Below are 18,938 nucleotides of genomic sequence, written 5' to 3'. Positions count from 1 at the left end.
AGCGTCAGCGACCGCGGGGGAGTACATTTACCCTTGCCGGCGGTATAGTGTCTTGCCGTCCGAGGGCGCGCCCGCCTGGCGCCCCGTCCGCTCGCCTTTGCGCCGCCATCGCGGCGCGGGCTGACACCCACGAGAAAAAGGCCGTCTCGACAACGTCCATGCCCGACTCTTCATCCGCTCTCGTATCGCCCCTGACGCCTCCCCCGCCCCGCAACGCGAGGGAGACCCGCTTCTGGCAGCTTCCCGACGGCGCCGCGGACGCGCTGGCCCTTGCACGCCTCGCCGCCGAAGAAAAGACGCCGCTGCTGGTGATCACCCAGGACACCGCTGCCGCTCAGCGCCTGGAGGCGGCGATAGGTTTCTTCGCCAGCCCGGAACAAACGATCCTCTCCTTTCCGGATTGGGAAACGCTGCCCTACGACAGCTTCTCACCCCATCGGGACATCGTCTCGATGCGACTGCGCACGCTGAGGAACCTGCATCGCGGTGACGCATCGATCGTACTGGTACCGATCAATACCCTGATGCAGCGACTGCCACCGCCGGACTACGTGGCGGTGCAGGCGATGCGCCTGGCGGTGAATGACCATTTCGAGCGCGAGCGGTTTCGCGAACAGCTCAGCCGTAGCGGCTATCGCGCGGTGGAGACGGTGTTCGAACCCGGCGAATACGCCTTTCGCGGCGCCCTGATCGATCTCTACCCGGTCGGTTCACGGGCGCCGCTGCGCATCGATCTGTTCGATGACGAGATCGATACCCTTCGCACCTTCGATCCCGAGAGCCAGCGCTCGCTCGACAAGATCGAAGAGATCGAGCTGCTGCCGGCACACGAGTATCCGCTCACCCCGGAGGCGATCGCCCGCTTCCGCGAAGGCTTCGAGACCCTGTTCGACGTCGACCCGCGCCGCTCGCCGCTGTACGTCGACGCGCTGTCGGGCATCCCCTCGCCCGGGCTCGAACAGTACCTGCCGCTGTTCTTCGAACGGACCTCGAGTTTATTCGAGCACTTCGGTGACGGACTGCGCCTCGCCCTCACCCCCGGCGTGTTCGAGGCCGCCGAGCACCACTGGTACTCGATCGTGTCGCGGTTCGACAACCTCGGCGTCGACCCGACCAGACCCTTGCTGCCGCCGCACCGCGCGTTCATCCCGGTCGAGGCGCTGTTCGCCGAGATCAAGCGCCATCCAAGGGTGCAACTCGAGCGCGAAGCGCATCCCCACGCGGTGGCGTTCGCCACCGAGTCGATCCCGCAGGTGGCGATCGACGCGCGCAGCGCCAAGCCGCTGCGCGCGCTGGAAGGCTTCCTGCGGACCAGCCTCGAGGCCGGGGACCGCGTACTGTTCGTCGCCGAGACCCGCGGCCGCCAGGAGTCGCTCGAGGAGACCCTCGCGCCGCTGCGGCTACGCCTCGCCGAAGCCGAGAGCTGGCAGGCGTTCCTCGACTCCGATCAGCCGGTGATGATCACCTTCGGCGCTATCGAGAGCGGCGTACGCCTCGAGCACGAGCGGGTCGCGATCGTCACCGAGAACGAGCTGTTCGGCGATATCGTCCGCCAGCGCCGCCGACAGCAGGTCCGTGCCACCGACGACGACGAATTGTTGATCCGTCATCTTTCCGAGCTGCGCGCTGGCTCGCCGGTGGTCCATCGCGCCCATGGGGTCGGGCGCTATCTCGGGCTCGAGCGGATCGAGGCCGGCGGCCAGCAGGCCGAGTTCCTGGCACTCGAGTACGCCGACGGCGCCAAGCTCTACGTGCCGATCGACGCGCTCGATCAGATTTCTCGCTACAACGGCGTGAGCGACGAGCATGCGCCGCTCAACAAGCTCGGCAGCGACCAGTGGGAAAAAGCGCGCAAGCGCGCCGCGGAAAAGATCCGCGATACCGCCGCCGAACTGCTCGACGTCTATGCCCGGCGTGAGGCCCGCGAAGGTTTCGCCTGCCAGCCGCCGGACGAACAGTACCAGCGCTTCACCGCCACTTTCCCGTTCGAGGAGACGCCCGACCAACGAGTCGCGATCCAAGCGGTGATCGAGGACATGACCTCGCCCCGGCCGATGGATCGCGTGGTGTGCGGGGACGTGGGCTTCGGCAAGACCGAAGTCGCGATGCGCGCGGCCTTTCTCGCGGTCAACTCCGGTCGTCAGGTCGCGGTGCTGGTGCCGACCACGCTACTGGCCCAGCAGCATTTCGAGAACTTCCGCGACCGCTTCGCCGAGACTGCGATCTCGATCGAGCTGCTGTCGCGCTTCAACAGCGGCAAGGCCCACGACAAAGCGATCGAGCGGCTGCGCGAAGGCCAGGCCGACATCGTCATCGGCACCCACAAGCTGCTCGGGCGCAATGTCGAGTTCGCCAACCTGGGGTTGGTGATCATCGACGAGGAGCACCGCTTCGGGGTGAGCCAGAAGGAAAGGCTGAAGGCGATGCGCGCCGAGGTCGACGTGCTCACCATGACCGCCACGCCGATTCCGCGCACGCTGTCGATGGCGATGAGCGGCATGCGCGACCTGTCGATCATCAGCACCCCGCCGGCGCGCAGGCTTTCGGTCAAGACCTTCGTCCAGCAGCGCGACGAGTCGGTGCTCAAGGAGGCGATCCTGCGCGAGATCCTGCGCGGCGGCCAGGTCTACTACCTGCACAACGAGGTCAAGACCATCGAGGCCACCGCCGAGAAGCTGCGCGAGCTGGTGCCCGATGCGCGGGTCGGCATCGCCCACGGCCAGCTCGCCGAGCGCGCGCTGGAGCGGGTGATGAGCGATTTCTACCACAAGCGCTTCAACGTACTGGTCTGCTCCACCATCATCGAGACCGGCATCGACGTGCCGAGTGCCAACACCATCGTGATCGAGCGCGCCGACAAGTTCGGCCTCGCCCAGCTTCACCAGCTGCGCGGCAGGGTCGGTCGCTCCCACCACCAAGCCTATGCCTACCTGCTCACTCCACCGCCGCGCCAGATCACCAGCGACGCGACCAAGCGGCTCGAAGCGATCAGCCAATCCGATGCGCTGGGCGCAGGCTTCAACCTCGCCAGTCACGATCTCGAGATCCGCGGCGCCGGCGAACTGCTCGGCGAGGAGCAGAGCGGCCAGATCGAGACGATCGGCTACGGACTCTACATGGAGATGCTCGACCGCGCGGTGAAGGCGATCCGGGCCGGCAAGACGCCGAACCTCGACGCGCCGATCACCCAAGGCGTCGAGATCAGCCTCGGCGTCCCAGCGCTGATCCCCGACGACTACCTTCCCGACGTGCAGCAGCGCCTGGTGATGTACAAGCGGATCAGTAACGCACGCCTCGATGCGGAGCTGCGCGAACTGCAGGTCGAGATGATCGACCGCTTCGGCATTCTCCCCGAACCGGTCAAGCACCTGTTCCGCCAGGCGCGGCTCAAGCCGCTCGCCGAGCGCCTGGGCGTCGCGCGCATCGAGGCCGGGCCCGAGCGTGGCCGGCTGATCTTCGGCGACCGCCCGAGCGTCGATCCGATGGCCCTGGTCACCTTGATCCAGCGCGAACCCGAGCGCTATCGCCTCGACGGCGCCCAGACCCTGCGCATCCAGGCGCAGATGGAAGACGTCGAGCAGCGCTTCAAGCAGATCGAGGCACTGCTCGAACGACTCGATCGCAGCCGGGTCGAAGCCGCCTGAAGCGGCCGACGCGCAACGCAAAAAGGGCGCCCGGGGCGCCCTGTCCGACGATAAGCCCCGGCTACTGAGCGCGGCGCTTGTCGATCGCTGCGATCATCACCTGGGCGAGGCGGTCGTAGTCCTGGTCGAAGTGATGCCCTCCCGGCAGGCCGATCTTCTCGCCCACCGCGCCGGGCTGGTTGCAGCCGCTATCGCCCGCCTCCTCCTCACCGAAGATGCAGGCGATCTTGTCCGGCGCAATCCTGGCAAGCTCCGGGCCGGTTCTGGTTTCGCTGCCTTTGGCACCGAGCCAGCCCTCGACCGCGATCTCGAAGTCGGCGGTGTCGGAGAAAGCGATCAGGATGATCGACGAGACCGCCGCCTGGTCCTCGGCGGAGAGTCGGTTGTAGAGGGCCGGCATGATGTCGGCGCCGAACGAGTAGCCGGCGAGCACGAAGTGTCGCGCGCCCCATTTCTCGCGATAGCGCTGCATCAGCTGGGCGAGATCCGCCGCGCTCTGCTCGGGGCTCCTGTGCTGCCAGAACAGCTTCAACGTATCGACGCCCACTACCGGGTAGCCGTGGGCGGCGAGGTACTCGCCAGTGACCTTGTCGAGGTCGCGCCAGCCACCGTCTCCCGAATAGTAAAGCGTCACCGTGTCGCCATGCGCGCCGCTGCCGCCCTCGACCTGGGCGGAAGGCAGCTCGATCACCGGTAGATCCGCGCGCGCACCGATCAGCATCGCCTGCAGCTGCTCGGCGGCCAGGGTCGGGAGATCGGCGGCATAGTCGCCGATGGTGGTGCGTACCTGGGTATGCTCGAGACCGCGCACGAACAGCCCCGTGGCATCCTCGACACCGTTGTTCCAGACGATGTTCCACACCCCGTGGGGCGCTTGCGCCGGCAGCGGTTCCGCGCAGTCGCCGTGCTCGACGTCGAGTCCGGCGGAGAGCGCCTGGGAGGAGTCGCTGCGCTGCTCTGCGAGCCAGCGGTAGGCGAAGGTCGCCGCGGGGCCGATCCCGGCGACCACCGTCGGCTCGCCGCCCAGCGCTTCGCTGGCCTGAGCGAAGCGCCGGCGCTGGTCGGCGCAGCTGCCGTCGGATACCAGCTCGAACTCGACCAACCTGGCATCGGTGCGCTCGGCCAGGCTTTCGAGCCGCGCCGGATCGAGCCGCTCGCGCGCGGTGGCGGCGACGACGACCCTCGCGGTGACCGCCCCCGGGGGGTTCGCCACTACCAGCCGCGCGCCGTCTTCCAGCGTGCGGACCTCGACACTGGCCTGGGGCGGCGGACGCTCTAGCCACCAATAGCCCGCCGCTCCCATCGCCAGCACCAGTAAGGCCAGCCCCCATAGCGCCCGCACCAGCGCTGCGCGCCGGCCACCTCGTGGTGCTCTACTCATCTCAACGCTTCACCAGTCCAGTGAAGCCGCCTGCGATCAACGCGGCGGTATCGGTCAGCGCCACCAACGGGTCCAGACCCGCCGGCACCGCCATGTAGCGAGGTTCCCAGCGCGGGTCGAACTTGTCCTTGAACCGCTTGAGGCCCTGGAAATTGTAGAACTGCTCGCCGCGCCGGAAGATCATCGCGCCGAGGCGCTGGGTCATCGGTGCGCCGCGGCGAGGCTGCAATCCGGCCAACGGCACCATCCCGAGGCTGAAGTAGCGCATTCCCTTGGCCTTGCAGCGCAGGATCAGGCCGATCATCAGAAACTCCATGGTCAGCTTCGGCGCCTCGGGCAGCGAGCGCATCAGGTCGATGCTCGCGGTCTCGCCGCGCTCGGTCTCGAGCAGGTTGGCGAAGGCGACGATGCGGCCGTCGTGGCGGATCACCGCGATGCGGAAATGGCGCAGGTACTCGGGGTCGAAGCAGCCCAGCGAAAATCCCTTCTCGCGCACGCGCCGGGTTTCGAGCCAGGCGGTTGAAATCGATGCCAGCTGGTCGAGCGGTGCTTCCCCGGCCTCGAACACCTCGAGCGCGAGCCCATCTCGCTGAGCGCGGTTCCAGGTATAGCGCAGGTCCTTCTTCTGCTTGGCATCGAGATCGAATCCATCGAGATCGACCAGCGCCTCCTCACCGAGCTTGACCGCGGTCAGCCCGATGTCCATGTAGTAGGGCAAGTTCTCCGCCCGGACCTGATAGAACACCGGACGCGAGCCGTGCTCGTCGCAAAGATCGCGAAAGGTCCAGATCAGCCCGGCGCGATCGAGGGGCTCACCGATCGGATCGAACAGCGCGACCATGCTGCGCCCGCGGCGGCCATACATCAAAAACGCGCTGCGTGCGTCGTTGAACATCAGCGCCTTGTCGCCACTCATCACCAGCCCACCTTCGGGCTGGGAGGAGCGCTTGACGATCTCCAGCGCCTCCTCCAGCTCGCCCTTGGTCGGCATGCTCAGCGCCTGAGGATGCGGACGCATCAGCCAGCCCAGCGCAATCACCCCGAGCAGCAGGCTGCTGCCGAGCACCGCGCGCAGCGCCCGCGGCACCTCAGCATCCAGCGCGAACTGCCACCAAAGCTCGTTGCGATAGGGTACGTCCTGGTAGACGAAGAACATCAGCCACACCGAGGCGAGCACCACGCAAAAGCTCGCGGCGAGATAGCGTGCCGAAATCGGCAGCGCCAAGAGCCGGCTGCGACGATAGAAAGCGTCACGAAACACCAGCAGCAGCAGCGCGGTGCCCATCGTCACCGCCGACTCGGCGAAGGCGAGTCCTTTGAGCAGCGACAGCGCACTGGAGATCACCAGCAGCGCCAGCGTCAGCGCCCAGGCGGCCGAGAGCCGACGGCGCAGCCCGCGCGCCAGCAGCAGGCAGAGCACCCCGATCAGACTGGCGGCGAAGTGCGAAGCATCGATCAGCCGATGCGGCAGGAAGAAGCCGAGCGTCTCGAGCCGCGAGCCGAACTCAGGCGTGACCCCCGAGAACAGCAGCACCACGCCGGAGAAGAACACCATCAGCGAAAGCACCGGTGCCGCCAGCCCCGAGGCTGTGCGCATGGTCGAGCGTGCCGGCAGGTAGCGGCGCCCTTCACTGAGCAGCAGGGTGAGACAAGCAAGGATCAGCGGCAGCAGCACGTAGATCGCCCGGTAGAGCAGTAGCGCCGCGGTCAGGGGTGCCGCGCCCACTTCGCTGGCGAAGGCCGCGAGGATGATCGCCTCGAACACCCCGATGCCGCCGGGCACGTGGCTGAGCACGCCAGCGGCGAGCGCGAGCAGGTAGACCAGCAAAAAGGTGCTGAATGGCGGAGAGCTGGGCAGCAGCAGGTAGAGTACGGTCGCGGCGAAGATCACATCCAGCAGGGTGATCACCAGCTGCAGGAGCGAGAGCCTGACCCCGGGCAGCCGCCACGACCAACGTCCGAGGCGAAACAGCCGCGAATCCGGCGTCGGCCGCTCCGGCAGGCGCTGCCACCAGAGGATCGCGATCACCAGCGCATAGAGCGCGAACACCCCAGAGGCGATCGCCACCACCATCGGCGTCGGCAGCCGCAGCGCCCGAGAGGCCGCGTTCAGGTCGAGCAGCGCCGCCGCCGCGGCCAGCGGCGGCAAGGCGAAACCGAGCGCCAGGCTTACGAATACCGACATCCTCGCCACCTCGACGGTGCCGAGGCCATGGCGAAAGTAGAGCCGGCAACGCACCGCGCCACCGGAGAGCATCGATAGCCCGATCGCATTGCCGATCGCCGAGGCGCAGGCTCCACCTGCGACCAACGCCGCGGGCGGCAGGCGCACGCCCGCATAGCGCGCCGCCGACCATTCGTAGCCGAGCAGCATCACGTAGCTGGCCGAGGCGGCGATCAGCGAAAGCAGCACGGCGCTGATCGGCACGCTGTAGATCGCGCCTCTCAAGAGCTCGGGATTGACTTCTTCGAGCATGTGCCAGCAAACCGCCAGCGCGACGACGAAGACCAGCAAAGTGAAGAAGATTCCGATCGACTGCCGGTAGGCGGTGATTCGCTCGATAAGACGCCATGGGAGGACTGCATGGGCCCGTCTGGCGACAGGGGATGACGCAGGATCGCCCGCGGTGCGCGGCGATCCATCACGCTCGATCTGATCAGTCATTCGCAGATGTTTCCATCGCCGCAGGCGCGCGAGGATGCGCGTCGAAGCCAGGACGAACTCGGTAGCAACATGATCTCCTCGATGCCTGCCGAGGTGCGAGCGAGGAGGCGCCCCCGGCGGGGCCAGACGATAGCGCTAATGTAGACGCGGGGAAAGATCAGAAGTTCGCCGTCGGCGCGATTATAAGGCGTCACCCACCAGCGAACCCCGCCCCGGTGTCGAGCGCAACTTCAGCCCATCCGTCCACCCGGGGCTATCCGACGAGCTCGCCGCAGGCTGGCAACGGGCAGCGATCAGCCGCTCTCCTCGCCAGGCCGACCCCGGCTTGGCCGGCCCTTGGGCTAGAGCCCCTTGGGCGCGAAGATACCCGGTGCGTTGCGCCAGTACCCCTGGTAGTCCATACCGAAGCCGAACACGTAGCGATCCTCGACCTCGAGGCCGCAGAAATCGGCCCGCAGCCCCGGCACCGCCTTGCGGTCGTGGCGCTTTTCGACCAGCACCGCGGTGGAGACACTGGCGGCGCCGGCCTTCTCGCAATGGTTGATGATCGCCGCCAGCGTCGCGCCCTCGTCGAGGATGTCGTCGACGATCACTACATGACGACCGACCATCGGCCGCTCCGGCGATACCCGCCAGAACAGCTCGCCACCGCGCAGGCCGCCGCGATAGCGGGTGGCGTGCATGTAGTCTATCTCGAGCGGGAAGCCGAGCCGGGTGAGCAGATGCCCGGTGGTGATCAAGCCGCCGTTCATGATGCAGAAGAACAGCGGCAGCTCGTCGCCGAGGCGTTCGCCTATCTCGGCGGCCATCTGATCGAGCGCGCGCTCGATCTCATCGAGGGTGACCAGACAATCGGCCTGGTCCATCAAGGCCTGCATGTCGAGACGATGACGTTGAGGATCGAAAGGGGCAGTGTCAGGCATCTTGTTCAATGGGTGTCTACTGGGTTGTCGATTGAGTGGCTGGCTCAGTAGCCATGCTCTTCGGCGAGCTGTTCGAGCTGCACGTGGGTGGTACGCCAGCGGCCGAGCGCGTCGACGGAGCCTAGATCGGGGCGGGGATGATCGTAACGCAGAGCGTTGAGTCGCCGCGAGCGCACCGGATCGTAGCTGACCGCTTCGAGCACCGCCAGCGCGGCGGCGCGGTCATTGCAGATCAGCACCATGTCACAGCCGGCTTCCAGCGCACGCTGCGCGCGATCGGCGGGAGAGCCGGCGAAATGCGCGCCCTGCATGCCGAGATCGTCCGAAAGCACCGCGCCGCGGAAGCCGATCTCGCTGCGCAGATACTCGAGCCAGCGGACCGAAAAGCCCGCCGGCTGATCGTCGAACGCGATATAGCGGACATGCGACGGCATCACGCCACCGAGTCGTGGGGATAGCCGTTCGAACGGTACCAGGTCGTGAGCGCGCAGCGCTTCGAACGGCCGCGGATCGATCGGCAACTCATGGTGCGAGTCGACGTCGACCCCGCCATGGCCAGGGTAGTGCTTGCCGAGTGCCACCATACCGGCTTCATCGAGCCCATCGATCAGCGCCCCGGCCAGCAGCGCGACACGCTCAGGGTCGGCGGAGAAGGCGCGGTCACCGATCGCCGGGCAGCGATCGTCATCGACATCGAGCACCGGCGCGAAGGAGAAATCGAACCCGCAGGCCGCGAGTTCGAGCCCCATCAGCCAGCCGGTATCGCGCAACAGCGCGAGCGTCGACTCGGGCGCCTCGGCATGCAGGCGGTCGAACGCCGCCATCGGCGGCAGCCGGGTGACCCCGGTGCGCAGCCGTTGGACGCGTCCTCCCTCGTGATCCACCGCGATCAAAAGCTGCGGGCGCAGCTCGCGAATCGACTCGCACAGACCGCGCGCCTGGGCGGGCGACTCCAGGTTGCGGGTGAAAAGGATCACCCCGCCGACGGCGGGGTGCATGAGCAACTCGCGCTCCTCGTCGTCGAGCGCCATCGAGGCGAGATCGAGCATCACTGGGCCAAGTTGGGCGGACATGCGTTTCTCCGGGTCGGGGCCGCGAGAAGGATTGACTTGCAGGTCGCGGCGAGGACCTTATCCATTCTAGGTGCTGCCACCGGCGACGTACATCGAAGCGGCACGTCCCTGCCCACTCCCCCCGTCCCGGCCGGCTGCCTGCCCCCCAACGGCCAGGAAAACAGCGCTAAGCGCTTGTGGCGACACAAAATTATCGCCCTCTCGCTTGCGCCGGCGAATATACTGGATACAATCACAGTCTATAGACGCCATCACAGGCCCGATGCAATGACCAAGCCCCTCACCCAGCGTCAGCAAGACGTGCTCGATTTCATCAACGAGACCCTGGCCAGCCATGGCTACCCGCCGACCCGCGCCGAGATCGCCCGCGCGCTGGGGTTCCGCTCGGCCAACGCCGCGGAAGAGCATCTCAAGGCGCTCAAGCGCAAGGGGGTGATCGAGATGATTCCCGGCGCCTCTCGCGGTATCCGCGTGCTCTCCGCCCTGCCCGCGGAAGAGCGCGGGCTCGCGGTGATCGGCCAGGTCGCGGCCGGCAGCCCGATCCTCGCCGCCGAGCACGTCGATCGCTACTGCCCGCTGCCGGCGGACTACTTCACTCCTCGCGCCGACTACCTGCTGCGAGTGCGGGGGCTTTCGATGCGCGACGCCGGCATCCTCGACGGCGACCTGCTCGCGGTCCATCGCACCAGCGAGGTGCGTAACGGACAGATCGTGGTCGCGAGGCTCGGCGAAGAGGTCACGGTGAAGCGCTTCGAGCGCAGCGCTGGCCGTATTCGGCTGATCGCCGAGAATCCCGACTTCGCGCCGATCGAGGTTGACGGGCAGCGTGAGCAGCTCGAGATCGAGGGTATCGGCGTCGGTATCATTCGCGGCGACAGCGGCCAAGGGCTGCACTGAGCGCTCCGGTTCTCGAGCGACCAGCATGCTGAAGGGACGCCGTGGCGTCCCTTCAGATTAATGACAAACCTTTTTTGTTTGACGATGACTCCAGCCCGGCACTTCGCTGGACTACGCCCAAGCCCGCTATGGAAGGTTTATCAAGGACTTAGGCGCGTCCATCATATGCCGGTGCTTTCCGAAACTTGACCCGGCTTCCGGTCGCGTGGCTCCCATGTGGCTCTTGGAAACCGGGGTTCCGAGGAGTCATCATGGCAAGAATCAAACTCACCAAGTCCGCCGTCGATGCCGCCAAGCCCCAGGCGCAGGCCGTCGAACTCCGGGACACCGTGGTGCCCGGCTTCCTGTGCAAGATCACCCCGGCAGGCCGCAAGGTGTTCATGCTCCAGTACCGCACGAACGCCGGCGAGCGCCGCAAGCCCGCCCTGGGCCAGTACGGGGAACTGACGGTCGATCAGGCCCGCTTCATGGCGCAGGAGTGGTTGGCCGAGGTTCGCCGGGGCGGCGATCCCAGCGCGGCCAAGAATGCCGCCCGCAAGGCACCGACCATGAAGGAGTATTGCAGCACCTTCATGGAGGACTACTCCAAGCAGCGCAACAAGCCCAGCACGCAGCGCGGCTACCAGGGCGTTATCGACCGTTGCATCATCCCGATCATGGGCCGGATGAAGGTGCAGGATGTGAAGCGCCCGGACGTGGCGGCGCTGATGAAGAAGCTGGCCCACAAGCCGGCAGAGGCCAACCGCACCTTCGGCGTGCTGCGCAAGATGTTCAACCTAGCCGAAGTGTGGGGGCTGCGCCCGGACGGCACCAATCCGTGCCGCCACGTCCCGATGTTCCCGCCCGGCAAGGAAACCCGGCTCATCGTGGACGATGAACTGGTGCGGATCTTCCGGCATCTGGAGCATCTGGAGGCAGAAGGGCTGGAGAACTACGTCATCCCGCTGGCGATCCGCCTGCAATTCGAGTTTGCCGCCCGCCGCTCCGAAATCTGCCCGCTCGAATGGGACTGGGTTGATCTGGAGAAGCGCCGCGTCGTCTGGCCCGACAGCAAGACCGGCGGCATTTCCAAACCCATGAGCGAGGAAGCCTATCGGCTGCTTTCGACGGCGCCGCGCCGGGAAGGCTGCCCCTACGTCCTGCCATCGCCCAACGACCCGGCCCGGCATTTGACGCATGGAGAACACTACGGCGGTTGGAAGCGCGTACTCAAGGCCGCCGGCGTGCCGCACGTCGGCACGCACGGCATCCGCCATCGAGCGACGACCGACATTGCCAACTCAGGCGTGCCAACCAAAGTGGGCATGAAGCTCACAGGTCACAAGACCGTGGCGATGTTTATGCACTACGTACATACCGAGGACAAGCCGGTGCGGGATGCCGCCGAGCTGGTGGCGAATCGGCGGCTGGCGATTACCGGGGCGTCCCGTTCTATGGAGGTGACAGCATGACAAGGAAGACGCCCGCAGCAGTAGGGAACCCGCCGCCTTACCGGGGCTGGCTATGCTGGCATCCACGGCGGCATCGTGGAACTGCTGGATGCCGCGCGCCAAGCAGCGGCGGGCAGTGTCAATGCGCTGATGACGACCAGCTATTGAGAGATTGGCCGCCGGATCGTCGAAGCCGAGCAGAAGGCAGGCGGCGGGCCGGTTACGGCGAGCAGTTGATGGCGCGGTTGTCCGCCGGTCTGACGGCGCGCTTTGGGCGCGGGTTCAACCCGGACAACCTGGAAAACATGCGGCGCTTCTTTGCCGCTTACCCCCTTGAGGCAATTTCCGAGACGCTGTCTCGGAAATTTGACCTCTCCGAACTGGCCCTGGTCTTCACGTTGCTGTGGTCGGCCTATGTCCGGCTGCTGGCGGTCAAGGATGACCATACCCGTCGGTTTTACGAGGCCGAGGCGCTGCGCGGTGCGCCAGCTCGAATGGCAGATCGGCAAGCCACTTCTATGAGCGCACCGCCAAAGCCTGACGATGCAATCAAGAGCTCGTATGAGTTGGAGTCACTGAACCTCAAGGACGAATATTCGGAATCTGATCTTAAACAGCAGTCGACCAGCGGATGGTGGATTTCTCCCGGAGCTTGGCAAAGGCTGCACCTTTGCCGACGACAGCGTCGATTGCGTATCGGCCAGACATGGTGCCGGGTGGGTCTCTACCGGCACCACTCGATCAAACCCTTCTTTACCCAGAAGTGACAGGAACATGCCCGATGCTGGTGGATGGAGGGGGACATGGTTGGTCGCCCCCAGAAGTCTGTTTCGACAGACCACCGGGGTCGTCGATCCGGGTTAAGGGAAAGTGATATCTGCACGCCACAACCGCCGGGGCAGCTCATGCAAGCCCACTTCTTGACGCCGGTGTCGATGACCAGCCACAGCTCTCCCGGCGGCACGGCATTATTGCCCGGATGCTGCGCGACCGGGTAAACGAGCAGGTTGTACTGCAGCCACCCGAGCCGGTGCAGCGCTCGCGCGATAAGTCGCTTCATGGTCATCCGATAACGCCAAGAAATGGGTTGACATCGCCGCGTCCCCAGCTCGCCTGGCTGGCACAAACCGGGCAAGACGCCAAGGGTCGGCAGGTCATGGTGCGATCCTCTACGCGGTCAAAGCGGCGAATCCTGTTGTGCGACATGCCCGCAGGACCGCGAAAACCGGTCAGTCCCTGAATGAGTTCATCGACGGCCGCGCAGGCGATGGCCGTGGTGAACGTGACCACCGCAGGCGCCGGGTCGCCGCCGCCGTCCACATAGGCTTCCGCCTTACGCCGCTCGAACTCGGCCGGGTCGCTGCGCCGGAGTCCTTCGGCCGCAGCGCGGCGCGGATCGGCTACTCCCAGACACATGAGACAAGGTTTGCCGGGCCCAATCGTCGACACGCGCCCCGTCATGTCGTAGTCCGCGCCGCTGCGTGCCGCGCGCATGCGCAGGCCCACATCGATCAGCGGGATGCCGTAGTAGTGCGCCAGGCGGTTGAGCGTCAGCCGCCCCTGATGGTCGTCGGTACAGCCGAACAGCACGTCGCAGGAGCGCAGCAGATCGCGCAGATCAGGATGGCCGACCCACTCCTCTTTGGTGACGACCTGGGTGCCGAGACCCGCGGCGCGAATCTCGCGCGCGAGGATGTCCACCTTGGCCAAGCCGGCGTCCACATCTGCGGTGCGCGAGCCATGCACGCGGTTGAGATTGGTGACATCAATGGTGTCTTTGTCCACCAGCCCCAGAAAGCCGACGCCCAGCCGCGCCAATAGCATCGCGACAGCACTGCCCGTGCCGCCGCCCCCTACGACACCCACCCGCAGCCCGCGCACGACTGGATTGAACCCTTGGCCGAAGAGCGCGGCCTGCCGCGCCAGGAATTGATCTTCGTCAGCCGCAGCCACCGTGCGCGCGATCTTGATCTGGCTTCCTACCAGCGAGATCGAGGATGCCATGACCGTCTTGCCGGGTGCAGTCCAGAGCCTGCCCGCGATGGCGTCATCGCGGCCGAACACCATGCTGGCTAGGCCGGAAACGCCCTTGTTGAACGTCGTCCGGGCCAGCTCCGACTCGTTTCGGTCATCCTGGTCGGAGAAGAACGCTGCCGCGTTCGGATGCGTGTGTACCAGGCCCGCAACCAAGCCCCGTTCTTTCGCGATGCCGAGAATGCGCATGAAGCCTCGGGTGGACCATGTGACATGGACAGGCGATGCGGAGACCATTTCATCGGCCGCGACGGGGATGACTTCGTGCGAGATCAATCTGGTGCGAGGCACTCCCGACCAGGGGTCTGCCGAGACGTCAGCCTTGCCGAACAGCACGTAGGCGGACGCCTCGGCACCGTTTTCCCTTTGCAGCAGCAAGCGCAGGGCCGCCTCGTGCGGCTCCAGCAGGACGATGTCCAGAGCGGCCGGCGACATCACTTCGCCTCCGCCAGGGCGTGCTCGATGCGCTTGAGCATAGTGTGCAGGCCGTCGATGCCCGGGCGCCACGCTGTGTTGTGGCGCGACCAGCGCTGCCAGCTGCGGCCCTGGAACGCGTGGGCCTGGTCAGCGCAGGTCGGGTAGCGCCCAACGCTTTGCAGCGTCAGCCACGGGTCGCAATAGAACATGTCCGGCGCAACATCGGGATAGCCCGGCGGCAGGAGAACGAGCACATCGGCCGTGGCGTGGTTGAGCTTTCCGGAGGGCAGCGGCAACTGCTTGAAGATGACGCCCGTGTGCGCACCGTCGCTCACCATCTCGAAAGCCACGCCATGGCTGCTCAGATAGCGCTGGTCCGCTTCGGGCAGCGTGAGCAGCCCCTCAGTGGTGTCACGGATCAGCGTGATGAAGCGCTCGATGCCCGGCTTACCCAGATCGATCAGGTCGCCGTCGCGGATCAGAATGTCCTGGCCCCCGCCACGCACTTCGAGATAGACGTCGTAGGTCTCTGGCGGGACACCGGCCAGCGCCTTGAGCACGCGGCCGCTGATGCTGGGCTTGCCCCACTCCAGTTGCCGGTCATCGATCGTGAACTTGAACGCGCGATCGGTCTGGAAGATGACGAAACGTTCCGCACCGCGGCCGCGCAGATCGTAGGTTTCGTCCAGACGCAGGTCCTCGAACTCGCCAGAGGTCAAAATCGCATAAACGCTGTACTCATCGGCCGGGCGCGATCCGGCGGCCTGGAGGATCTGGCGCCCGGTCGGCACCGGATCGGAGAGATCGACGTGACGTTCGTGGAGCTGGTCGTCCAGGACGACGATCCGGTAGAGCGCCGCTGGCCGCAGGCTGCGGCCTTCGCGGATCGCCGCAGCAACATCTTCGACATCGAAGCGGTCATCACCGCTGGTGGTTTTGGTTTGCATTTGATTGCCTCATAGGGAGCCGTCATCTGCGGGATTGCAGGTTTTCTAGCCCCTTACTTGGTCAATCGCAGCCCAGCGCCAGACCGGAAAGGTCGATCAAAGTTTTTCTTGTACCCACCCCCCTCCGGGCAACTCGCCGCAGAGGAAGAAGTGCGGGCAGCGCGGACAGCTACGAGCCTCGGGCTTAGAGGGGAACTGCCCGGCCTGCATTGCCTGAAGGAAGGTCTGCAGCTTCTCGCGCCTGGATTCCAGCTTGCGCGACGTGATTTCCATCGGCTGGATGGTTTCGCTGGTGAGGTAGGTCACCTCGACCTGCGCATGTGGTCCATAAGCCTGGACAGCGGCGAGTTGGAGAATTGTGTACTCAATATCATCGAAGGCGTTCGAGCGCTGCTTGCCCGTCATGACGCGCCGCACCGTGACCCGGCCACCGGCTCCGTGAGCTACACCATCCGGGGTTACGAGGATCTCGCCCTCGGCCCAACCCAGCGAGATCGGTGGCGCCGGCGCGGCCACGTCACGATTCCGGCTCTCGATGAGGAAATCGACGAGCCGCTTGCCGATGCGGCGGTAGTCCTCCGCATATCCATGCTCTGTCGCACCCTTGGAGCACCAGGCCTCCTCGAAGCGTGCTGCCAGCTCGTCGACCGTGGGACTTGTCGTCTCGTGCTCCCGTTTCAACCAATCGAACACGTCGCTCACGACGTTGTGCATCTTCATGAATGCGGTTTCAGTTCGCCGACCTCCAAGCCTCAGCACGTGCGTGTACAAGAAGCGGCGCGGGCACCGCTCGAAGAGGTTGACCTGGATGTCGGTCCATTGGGGACGCCCTTGCCATGTGATGGCGAGCGGCGTGCCCGTCGATGTCGAGCCGGCTTGCAACGGCACCGGTACCGGACGAACAAGGAGTCGGTCGATCGGGGCGATAAACTTGGAGGCGCTACGCGTACGACCATCTGCCTGCCTGGCGTAGGCATACAGCTGCAGCCTATCGCGCGCTCGCGAAAGCGCTACGAAGAACAAGCACTCTTCTTCCTCGTCGTGGCCGGCCTTCACCGCCTCGATGCCGGTCAGTCCCTCCGAACCATGGATCAGACCGTCCGGCGGAAGACAACGCGGCGGCACGTTGTTGCGCGGTAGGCCGGACGTTACCATGCCAGGTAAATGAACGACATCGAACTCCAGCCCCTTGCTTCCGTGGATGGTCATCAGGCGCACTGCTTCGATGTTCTCGGCACTGCGGGGCAACTGGCTCAATCCACGATCCTCAGAGAGCAGAACTAACCGCCTGACGCGATCAAGCAGGCGAACCACTGGCATGCCTTGGCCTCTTGGCTGCCGGCGACAGAAGTTCAAGAACTGCCAGACAGCCAGACATTGCATGCGACTCTGCGGATCACCAGCCAAATAAAGCGTCTTCGCGAGTCCGAGACCATCGATCGTCCATCCAGCAAGTAAGAGCCAGGGGTCGGTCGATGCGTTCACACCTGCAAAGAGCGCGGACAGGCGAGAGAGCGCTTCTCGACTGCCGTCTGCCAGGCCATCCACTCCGGCGTGTATTGCCAACCAATCCAGCGAAGCTGGATTCGTCGTCCGCAGCCGCTCAATGACCCGCATGACATCCTTCAAGGGCATTTGGTGCCGAGCCATGGTTGCCACGCGCACCATCGCGGCCGCCCGCGGGTCGGTCACCAGCGAGAGCAACGCCAGCAGATCCTTGATTTCCGGCCTCTCAAACAAGCTACCCAAGTGCAGCGCGGGAATGCCCCTGGCCTCAAGGCCTTCGGCAATGGCGTTCAGGCGCGCGTTGGATGCGCACAGCACCGCTTGGTCACCATAGGCAATACCCTGCTCGTGCAGGGCCGTGATCGACGCTGCAATCGCGGAGACTTCATCGCTAGGCGATCCGGCAACGCGAAGCTCAACCCCTGCTCCTGTAGAGCCACGTTCGGCCTGCAGGTTCAGCGGCAACGCACCGGCGGATGCTTGCATGCCGCGCGCGAACTCGGTGAACACATTGACGATCCGCTCGTCGGAGCGATAGTTAATGCCAAGCTGCGCGGCCTGCGCGCCGGGAAAATCGATCGCAAAGCGTGCGATGTTTGTCGCGGAGGCGCCGCGGAAGCGGTAGATGGACTGGCGTGCATCGCCGACAACCCACAGGTTGCGGCCGCCGTCGACGATGGCCTTCAGGAGCCGGACCGAGGCGCGGTTGACATCTTGGTATTCATCTACCAGCACATGCTCATGGCGAGCACGTAGTGCGTCCCTGACCTCGGCGCTACCCTCGACAAGACGCACCGGCAGCGCTACCAGGTCACCGAAGTCCAGTAGGTGGCGCGCGGTCAGCAGCCGTTCGTACGCCTCGAAGAGCATGGCGACCTCCTGGCACTTCTGCGCGCGGACCGCGGCGTCCTGGTCGGCCCCCACCTGGATCGCCATAGACTGCGCGAGGGCGCGATAACCCGCAGCATCGATGACCTCATCCTTGGCGCGTGAGATCGCGCTCAGCATGTCGCTCAAATCCAGGGCTGGGTCCCAGAGATTGCGATAGTGCTTCAGGTCGAGCCGCGGAAACTCGTCCTCCAGGAGTTCAATGGCCTCCGTCCGGTCAATCAGACGCGGGTCTGCGGGCAGTCCGAGTCGGTCATGGAAACGGCGAACGATGTCCAGGCCGAATGCGTGGAATGTGCCAATCCACATCGCTGCCGCCGCAACAGGGTTTCTCGCAGCAATCCTCTCGCACAGTTCATTGGCCGCCTTGTTGGAGAAAGTGAGTACCAGGATCGTGGTGGGATCGACGCCATCCGCAAGCAACACTTCGATGCGGCGAACAAGCGTCCGCGTCTTGCCGGTGCCCGGCCCTGCCTGCAGCTGGAATGCCAAGCCCCTATGTGCGGCCGCCTGAGCCTGCGTGTGGTCTGGGGTGAGCGGACCCGCCGCCGCGCGGACGCCCGCGGGGTGCGGCTCCCCGACGGGTGGCAGCAGCAGTGCATCCAGGAGCTGCTGCTGCACCACAGCGAGCGGTGCGCCGAAGCGCGTCGCGATCGCGTCGGATCCCAGCCCGTCGTAGATATGCAAGTCGCGCAACACGGAGCGCGGCAGCAGGAACTCGCGCGCGAAGAGGTCCATCTTCACTTCACGTCGCTCGCGCGCCCCGTAGTCAAGGACACGATCGACGCCCACCGGCGCGTCCTCCAGCGATCGGTCGGACTCGACATACACCGTTACCACGTCGAGTGTGCCACCTTCCAGCACGACATGGCCGAGTTCGTGTGCAATCAAAAACGCACGCTCGAAGTCCGATCCACGATCCTCGTAGAGGATGCCTCCAGCCTGACAGTCGAACGTGGCTTTGCCTCCCTTAAGCTGTGGGTCTCCTTCTCGCAGCGCGTACACATCCAAGCCGCGATTTGAGGCTTCCTGAAGCGCAAACACTAAAGGCCGGGTCGGATCTCCGCCGGCCGCGACGTTCGCACGGTGCAGGCGTTCTGCTTCCAGTCGAGCGGCCTCGGTGGCGTCCATCG

At 65.5% G+C, this 18,938-nt stretch carries 12 protein-coding genes; 4 read left to right on the top strand and 8 right to left on the bottom strand.

The genetic code is table 11. From position 1 onward, the window contains the following. The first annotated feature begins 158 nt into the window (after positions 1 to 158). Entirely contained in the window at positions 159 to 3,644 is a 3,486-nt protein-coding gene (gene mfd / locus A5892_RS11085) for a transcription-repair coupling factor (protein WP_064122854.1), read from the top strand. A 61-nt stretch (positions 3,645 to 3,705) separates the two neighbouring features. Here the strand turns inward: mfd and A5892_RS11080 are convergent, their stop codons facing one another. The 4 genes from A5892_RS11080 to nagZ all read right to left on the bottom strand — a co-directional run bounded on the left by A5892_RS11080 (position 3,706) and on the right by nagZ (position 9,686). Continuing rightward, the gene (locus A5892_RS11080) at positions 3,706 to 5,025 is read right to left on the bottom strand and encodes a virulence factor family protein (RefSeq protein ID WP_064122853.1); all 1,320 of its coding nucleotides are present in this window, start codon (positions 5,023 to 5,025) and stop codon (positions 3,706 to 3,708) included. A gap of 1 nt (position 5,026) precedes the next feature. Further along, positions 5,027 to 7,690 carry a bifunctional lysylphosphatidylglycerol flippase/synthetase MprF gene (mprF, locus tag A5892_RS11075; protein WP_082890409.1) on the bottom strand — a complete coding sequence of 888 codons (2,664 nt, stop codon included), beginning with the start codon at positions 7,688 to 7,690 and terminating at the stop codon, positions 5,027 to 5,029. A 341-nt stretch (positions 7,691 to 8,031) separates the two neighbouring features. Beyond that, positions 8,032 to 8,613, bottom strand: a complete 582-nt coding sequence (locus A5892_RS11070; RefSeq protein ID WP_064122852.1) for a hypoxanthine-guanine phosphoribosyltransferase — start codon at positions 8,611 to 8,613, stop codon at positions 8,032 to 8,034. A gap of 44 nt (positions 8,614 to 8,657) precedes the next feature. Beyond that, a complete protein-coding gene (nagZ, locus tag A5892_RS11065) occupies positions 8,658 to 9,686 on the bottom strand; it encodes a beta-N-acetylhexosaminidase (protein WP_064122851.1) in 1,029 nt (342 codons plus the stop codon). Between the two features lie 267 nt (positions 9,687 to 9,953). Here nagZ and lexA point away from each other — a divergent pair, with 267 nt between their 5' ends. The 3 genes from lexA (at position 9,954) to A5892_RS11050 (ending at position 12,780) form a co-directional block, all read left to right on the top strand. Continuing rightward, positions 9,954 to 10,583, top strand: a complete 630-nt coding sequence (gene lexA / locus A5892_RS11060) for a transcriptional repressor LexA (RefSeq protein ID WP_064122850.1) — start codon at positions 9,954 to 9,956, stop codon at positions 10,581 to 10,583. A 251-nt stretch (positions 10,584 to 10,834) separates the two neighbouring features. Beyond that, complete coding sequence (locus tag A5892_RS11055) at positions 10,835 to 12,034, top strand: tyrosine-type recombinase/integrase (RefSeq protein WP_064122849.1); 1,200 nt, start codon at positions 10,835 to 10,837, stop codon at positions 12,032 to 12,034. Further along, positions 12,031 to 12,780, top strand: coding sequence for a DUF1016 N-terminal domain-containing protein (locus tag A5892_RS11050; RefSeq protein ID WP_223302635.1), 750 nt, complete (start codon positions 12,031 to 12,033; stop codon positions 12,778 to 12,780). The genes A5892_RS11055 and A5892_RS11050 overlap by 4 nt, the downstream gene beginning before the upstream one ends. On the opposite strand, the gene A5892_RS21020 is transcribed toward A5892_RS11050, so the two are convergent. The 4 genes from A5892_RS21020 to A5892_RS11035 form a co-directional block, all read right to left on the bottom strand. Continuing rightward, complete coding sequence (locus A5892_RS21020) at positions 12,738 to 12,920, bottom strand: DUF6527 family protein (RefSeq protein WP_230626872.1); 183 nt, start codon at positions 12,918 to 12,920, stop codon at positions 12,738 to 12,740. The genes A5892_RS11050 and A5892_RS21020 overlap by 43 nt on opposite strands. Positions 12,921 to 13,075: 155 nt before the next feature. Next, positions 13,076 to 14,482 carry a ThiF family adenylyltransferase gene (locus A5892_RS11045; RefSeq protein ID WP_064122847.1) on the bottom strand — a complete coding sequence of 469 codons (1,407 nt, stop codon included), beginning with the start codon at positions 14,480 to 14,482 and terminating at the stop codon, positions 13,076 to 13,078. Beyond that, the gene (locus A5892_RS11040) at positions 14,482 to 15,411 is read right to left on the bottom strand and encodes a multiubiquitin domain-containing protein (protein WP_064122846.1); all 930 of its coding nucleotides are present in this window, start codon (positions 15,409 to 15,411) and stop codon (positions 14,482 to 14,484) included. Before A5892_RS11040 ends, A5892_RS11045 begins: the two co-directional genes overlap by 1 nt. A gap of 96 nt (positions 15,412 to 15,507) precedes the next feature. Then, positions 15,508 to 18,936 (bottom strand): UvrD-helicase domain-containing protein, encoded by a 3,429-nt coding sequence (locus A5892_RS11035; protein WP_064122845.1) that lies wholly within the window; start codon positions 18,934 to 18,936, stop codon positions 15,508 to 15,510. Between the last annotated feature and the right edge of the window lie 2 nt (positions 18,937 to 18,938).

The sequence above is a fragment of the Halotalea alkalilenta genome, assembly GCF_001648175.1.
In the GTDB taxonomy this organism is placed as follows: domain Bacteria; phylum Pseudomonadota; class Gammaproteobacteria; order Pseudomonadales; family Halomonadaceae; genus Halotalea; species Halotalea alkalilenta_A.
Note: the sequence above shows the minus strand (reverse complement) of the source record. Positions and strands in the feature narration are given on the sequence as shown.

Excerpts from the sequence above, each read along its gene's own strand:
- mfd (WP_064122854.1), top strand. The coding sequence starts at position 159 with ATGCCCGACTCTTCATCCGCTCTCGTATCGCCCCTGACGCCTCCCCCG.
- A5892_RS11080 (WP_064122853.1), bottom strand. The coding sequence starts at position 5,025 with ATGAGTAGAGCACCACGAGGTGGCCGGCGCGCAGCGCTGGTGCGGGCG.
- mprF (WP_082890409.1), bottom strand. The coding sequence starts at position 7,690 with ATGACTGATCAGATCGAGCGTGATGGATCGCCGCGCACCGCGGGCGAT.
- A5892_RS11070 (WP_064122852.1), bottom strand. The coding sequence starts at position 8,613 with ATGCCTGACACTGCCCCTTTCGATCCTCAACGTCATCGTCTCGACATG.
- nagZ (WP_064122851.1), bottom strand. The coding sequence starts at position 9,686 with ATGTCCGCCCAACTTGGCCCAGTGATGCTCGATCTCGCCTCGATGGCG.
- lexA (WP_064122850.1), top strand. The coding sequence starts at position 9,954 with ATGACCAAGCCCCTCACCCAGCGTCAGCAAGACGTGCTCGATTTCATC.
- A5892_RS11055 (WP_064122849.1), top strand. The coding sequence starts at position 10,835 with ATGGCAAGAATCAAACTCACCAAGTCCGCCGTCGATGCCGCCAAGCCC.
- A5892_RS11050 (WP_223302635.1), top strand. The coding sequence starts at position 12,031 with ATGACAAGGAAGACGCCCGCAGCAGTAGGGAACCCGCCGCCTTACCGG.
- A5892_RS21020 (WP_230626872.1), bottom strand. The coding sequence starts at position 12,920 with ATGAGCTGCCCCGGCGGTTGTGGCGTGCAGATATCACTTTCCCTTAAC.
- A5892_RS11045 (WP_064122847.1), bottom strand. The coding sequence starts at position 14,482 with ATGTCGCCGGCCGCTCTGGACATCGTCCTGCTGGAGCCGCACGAGGCG.
- A5892_RS11040 (WP_064122846.1), bottom strand. The coding sequence starts at position 15,411 with ATGCAAACCAAAACCACCAGCGGTGATGACCGCTTCGATGTCGAAGAT.
- A5892_RS11035 (WP_064122845.1), bottom strand. The coding sequence starts at position 18,936 with ATGGACGCCACCGAGGCCGCTCGACTGGAAGCAGAACGCCTGCACCGT.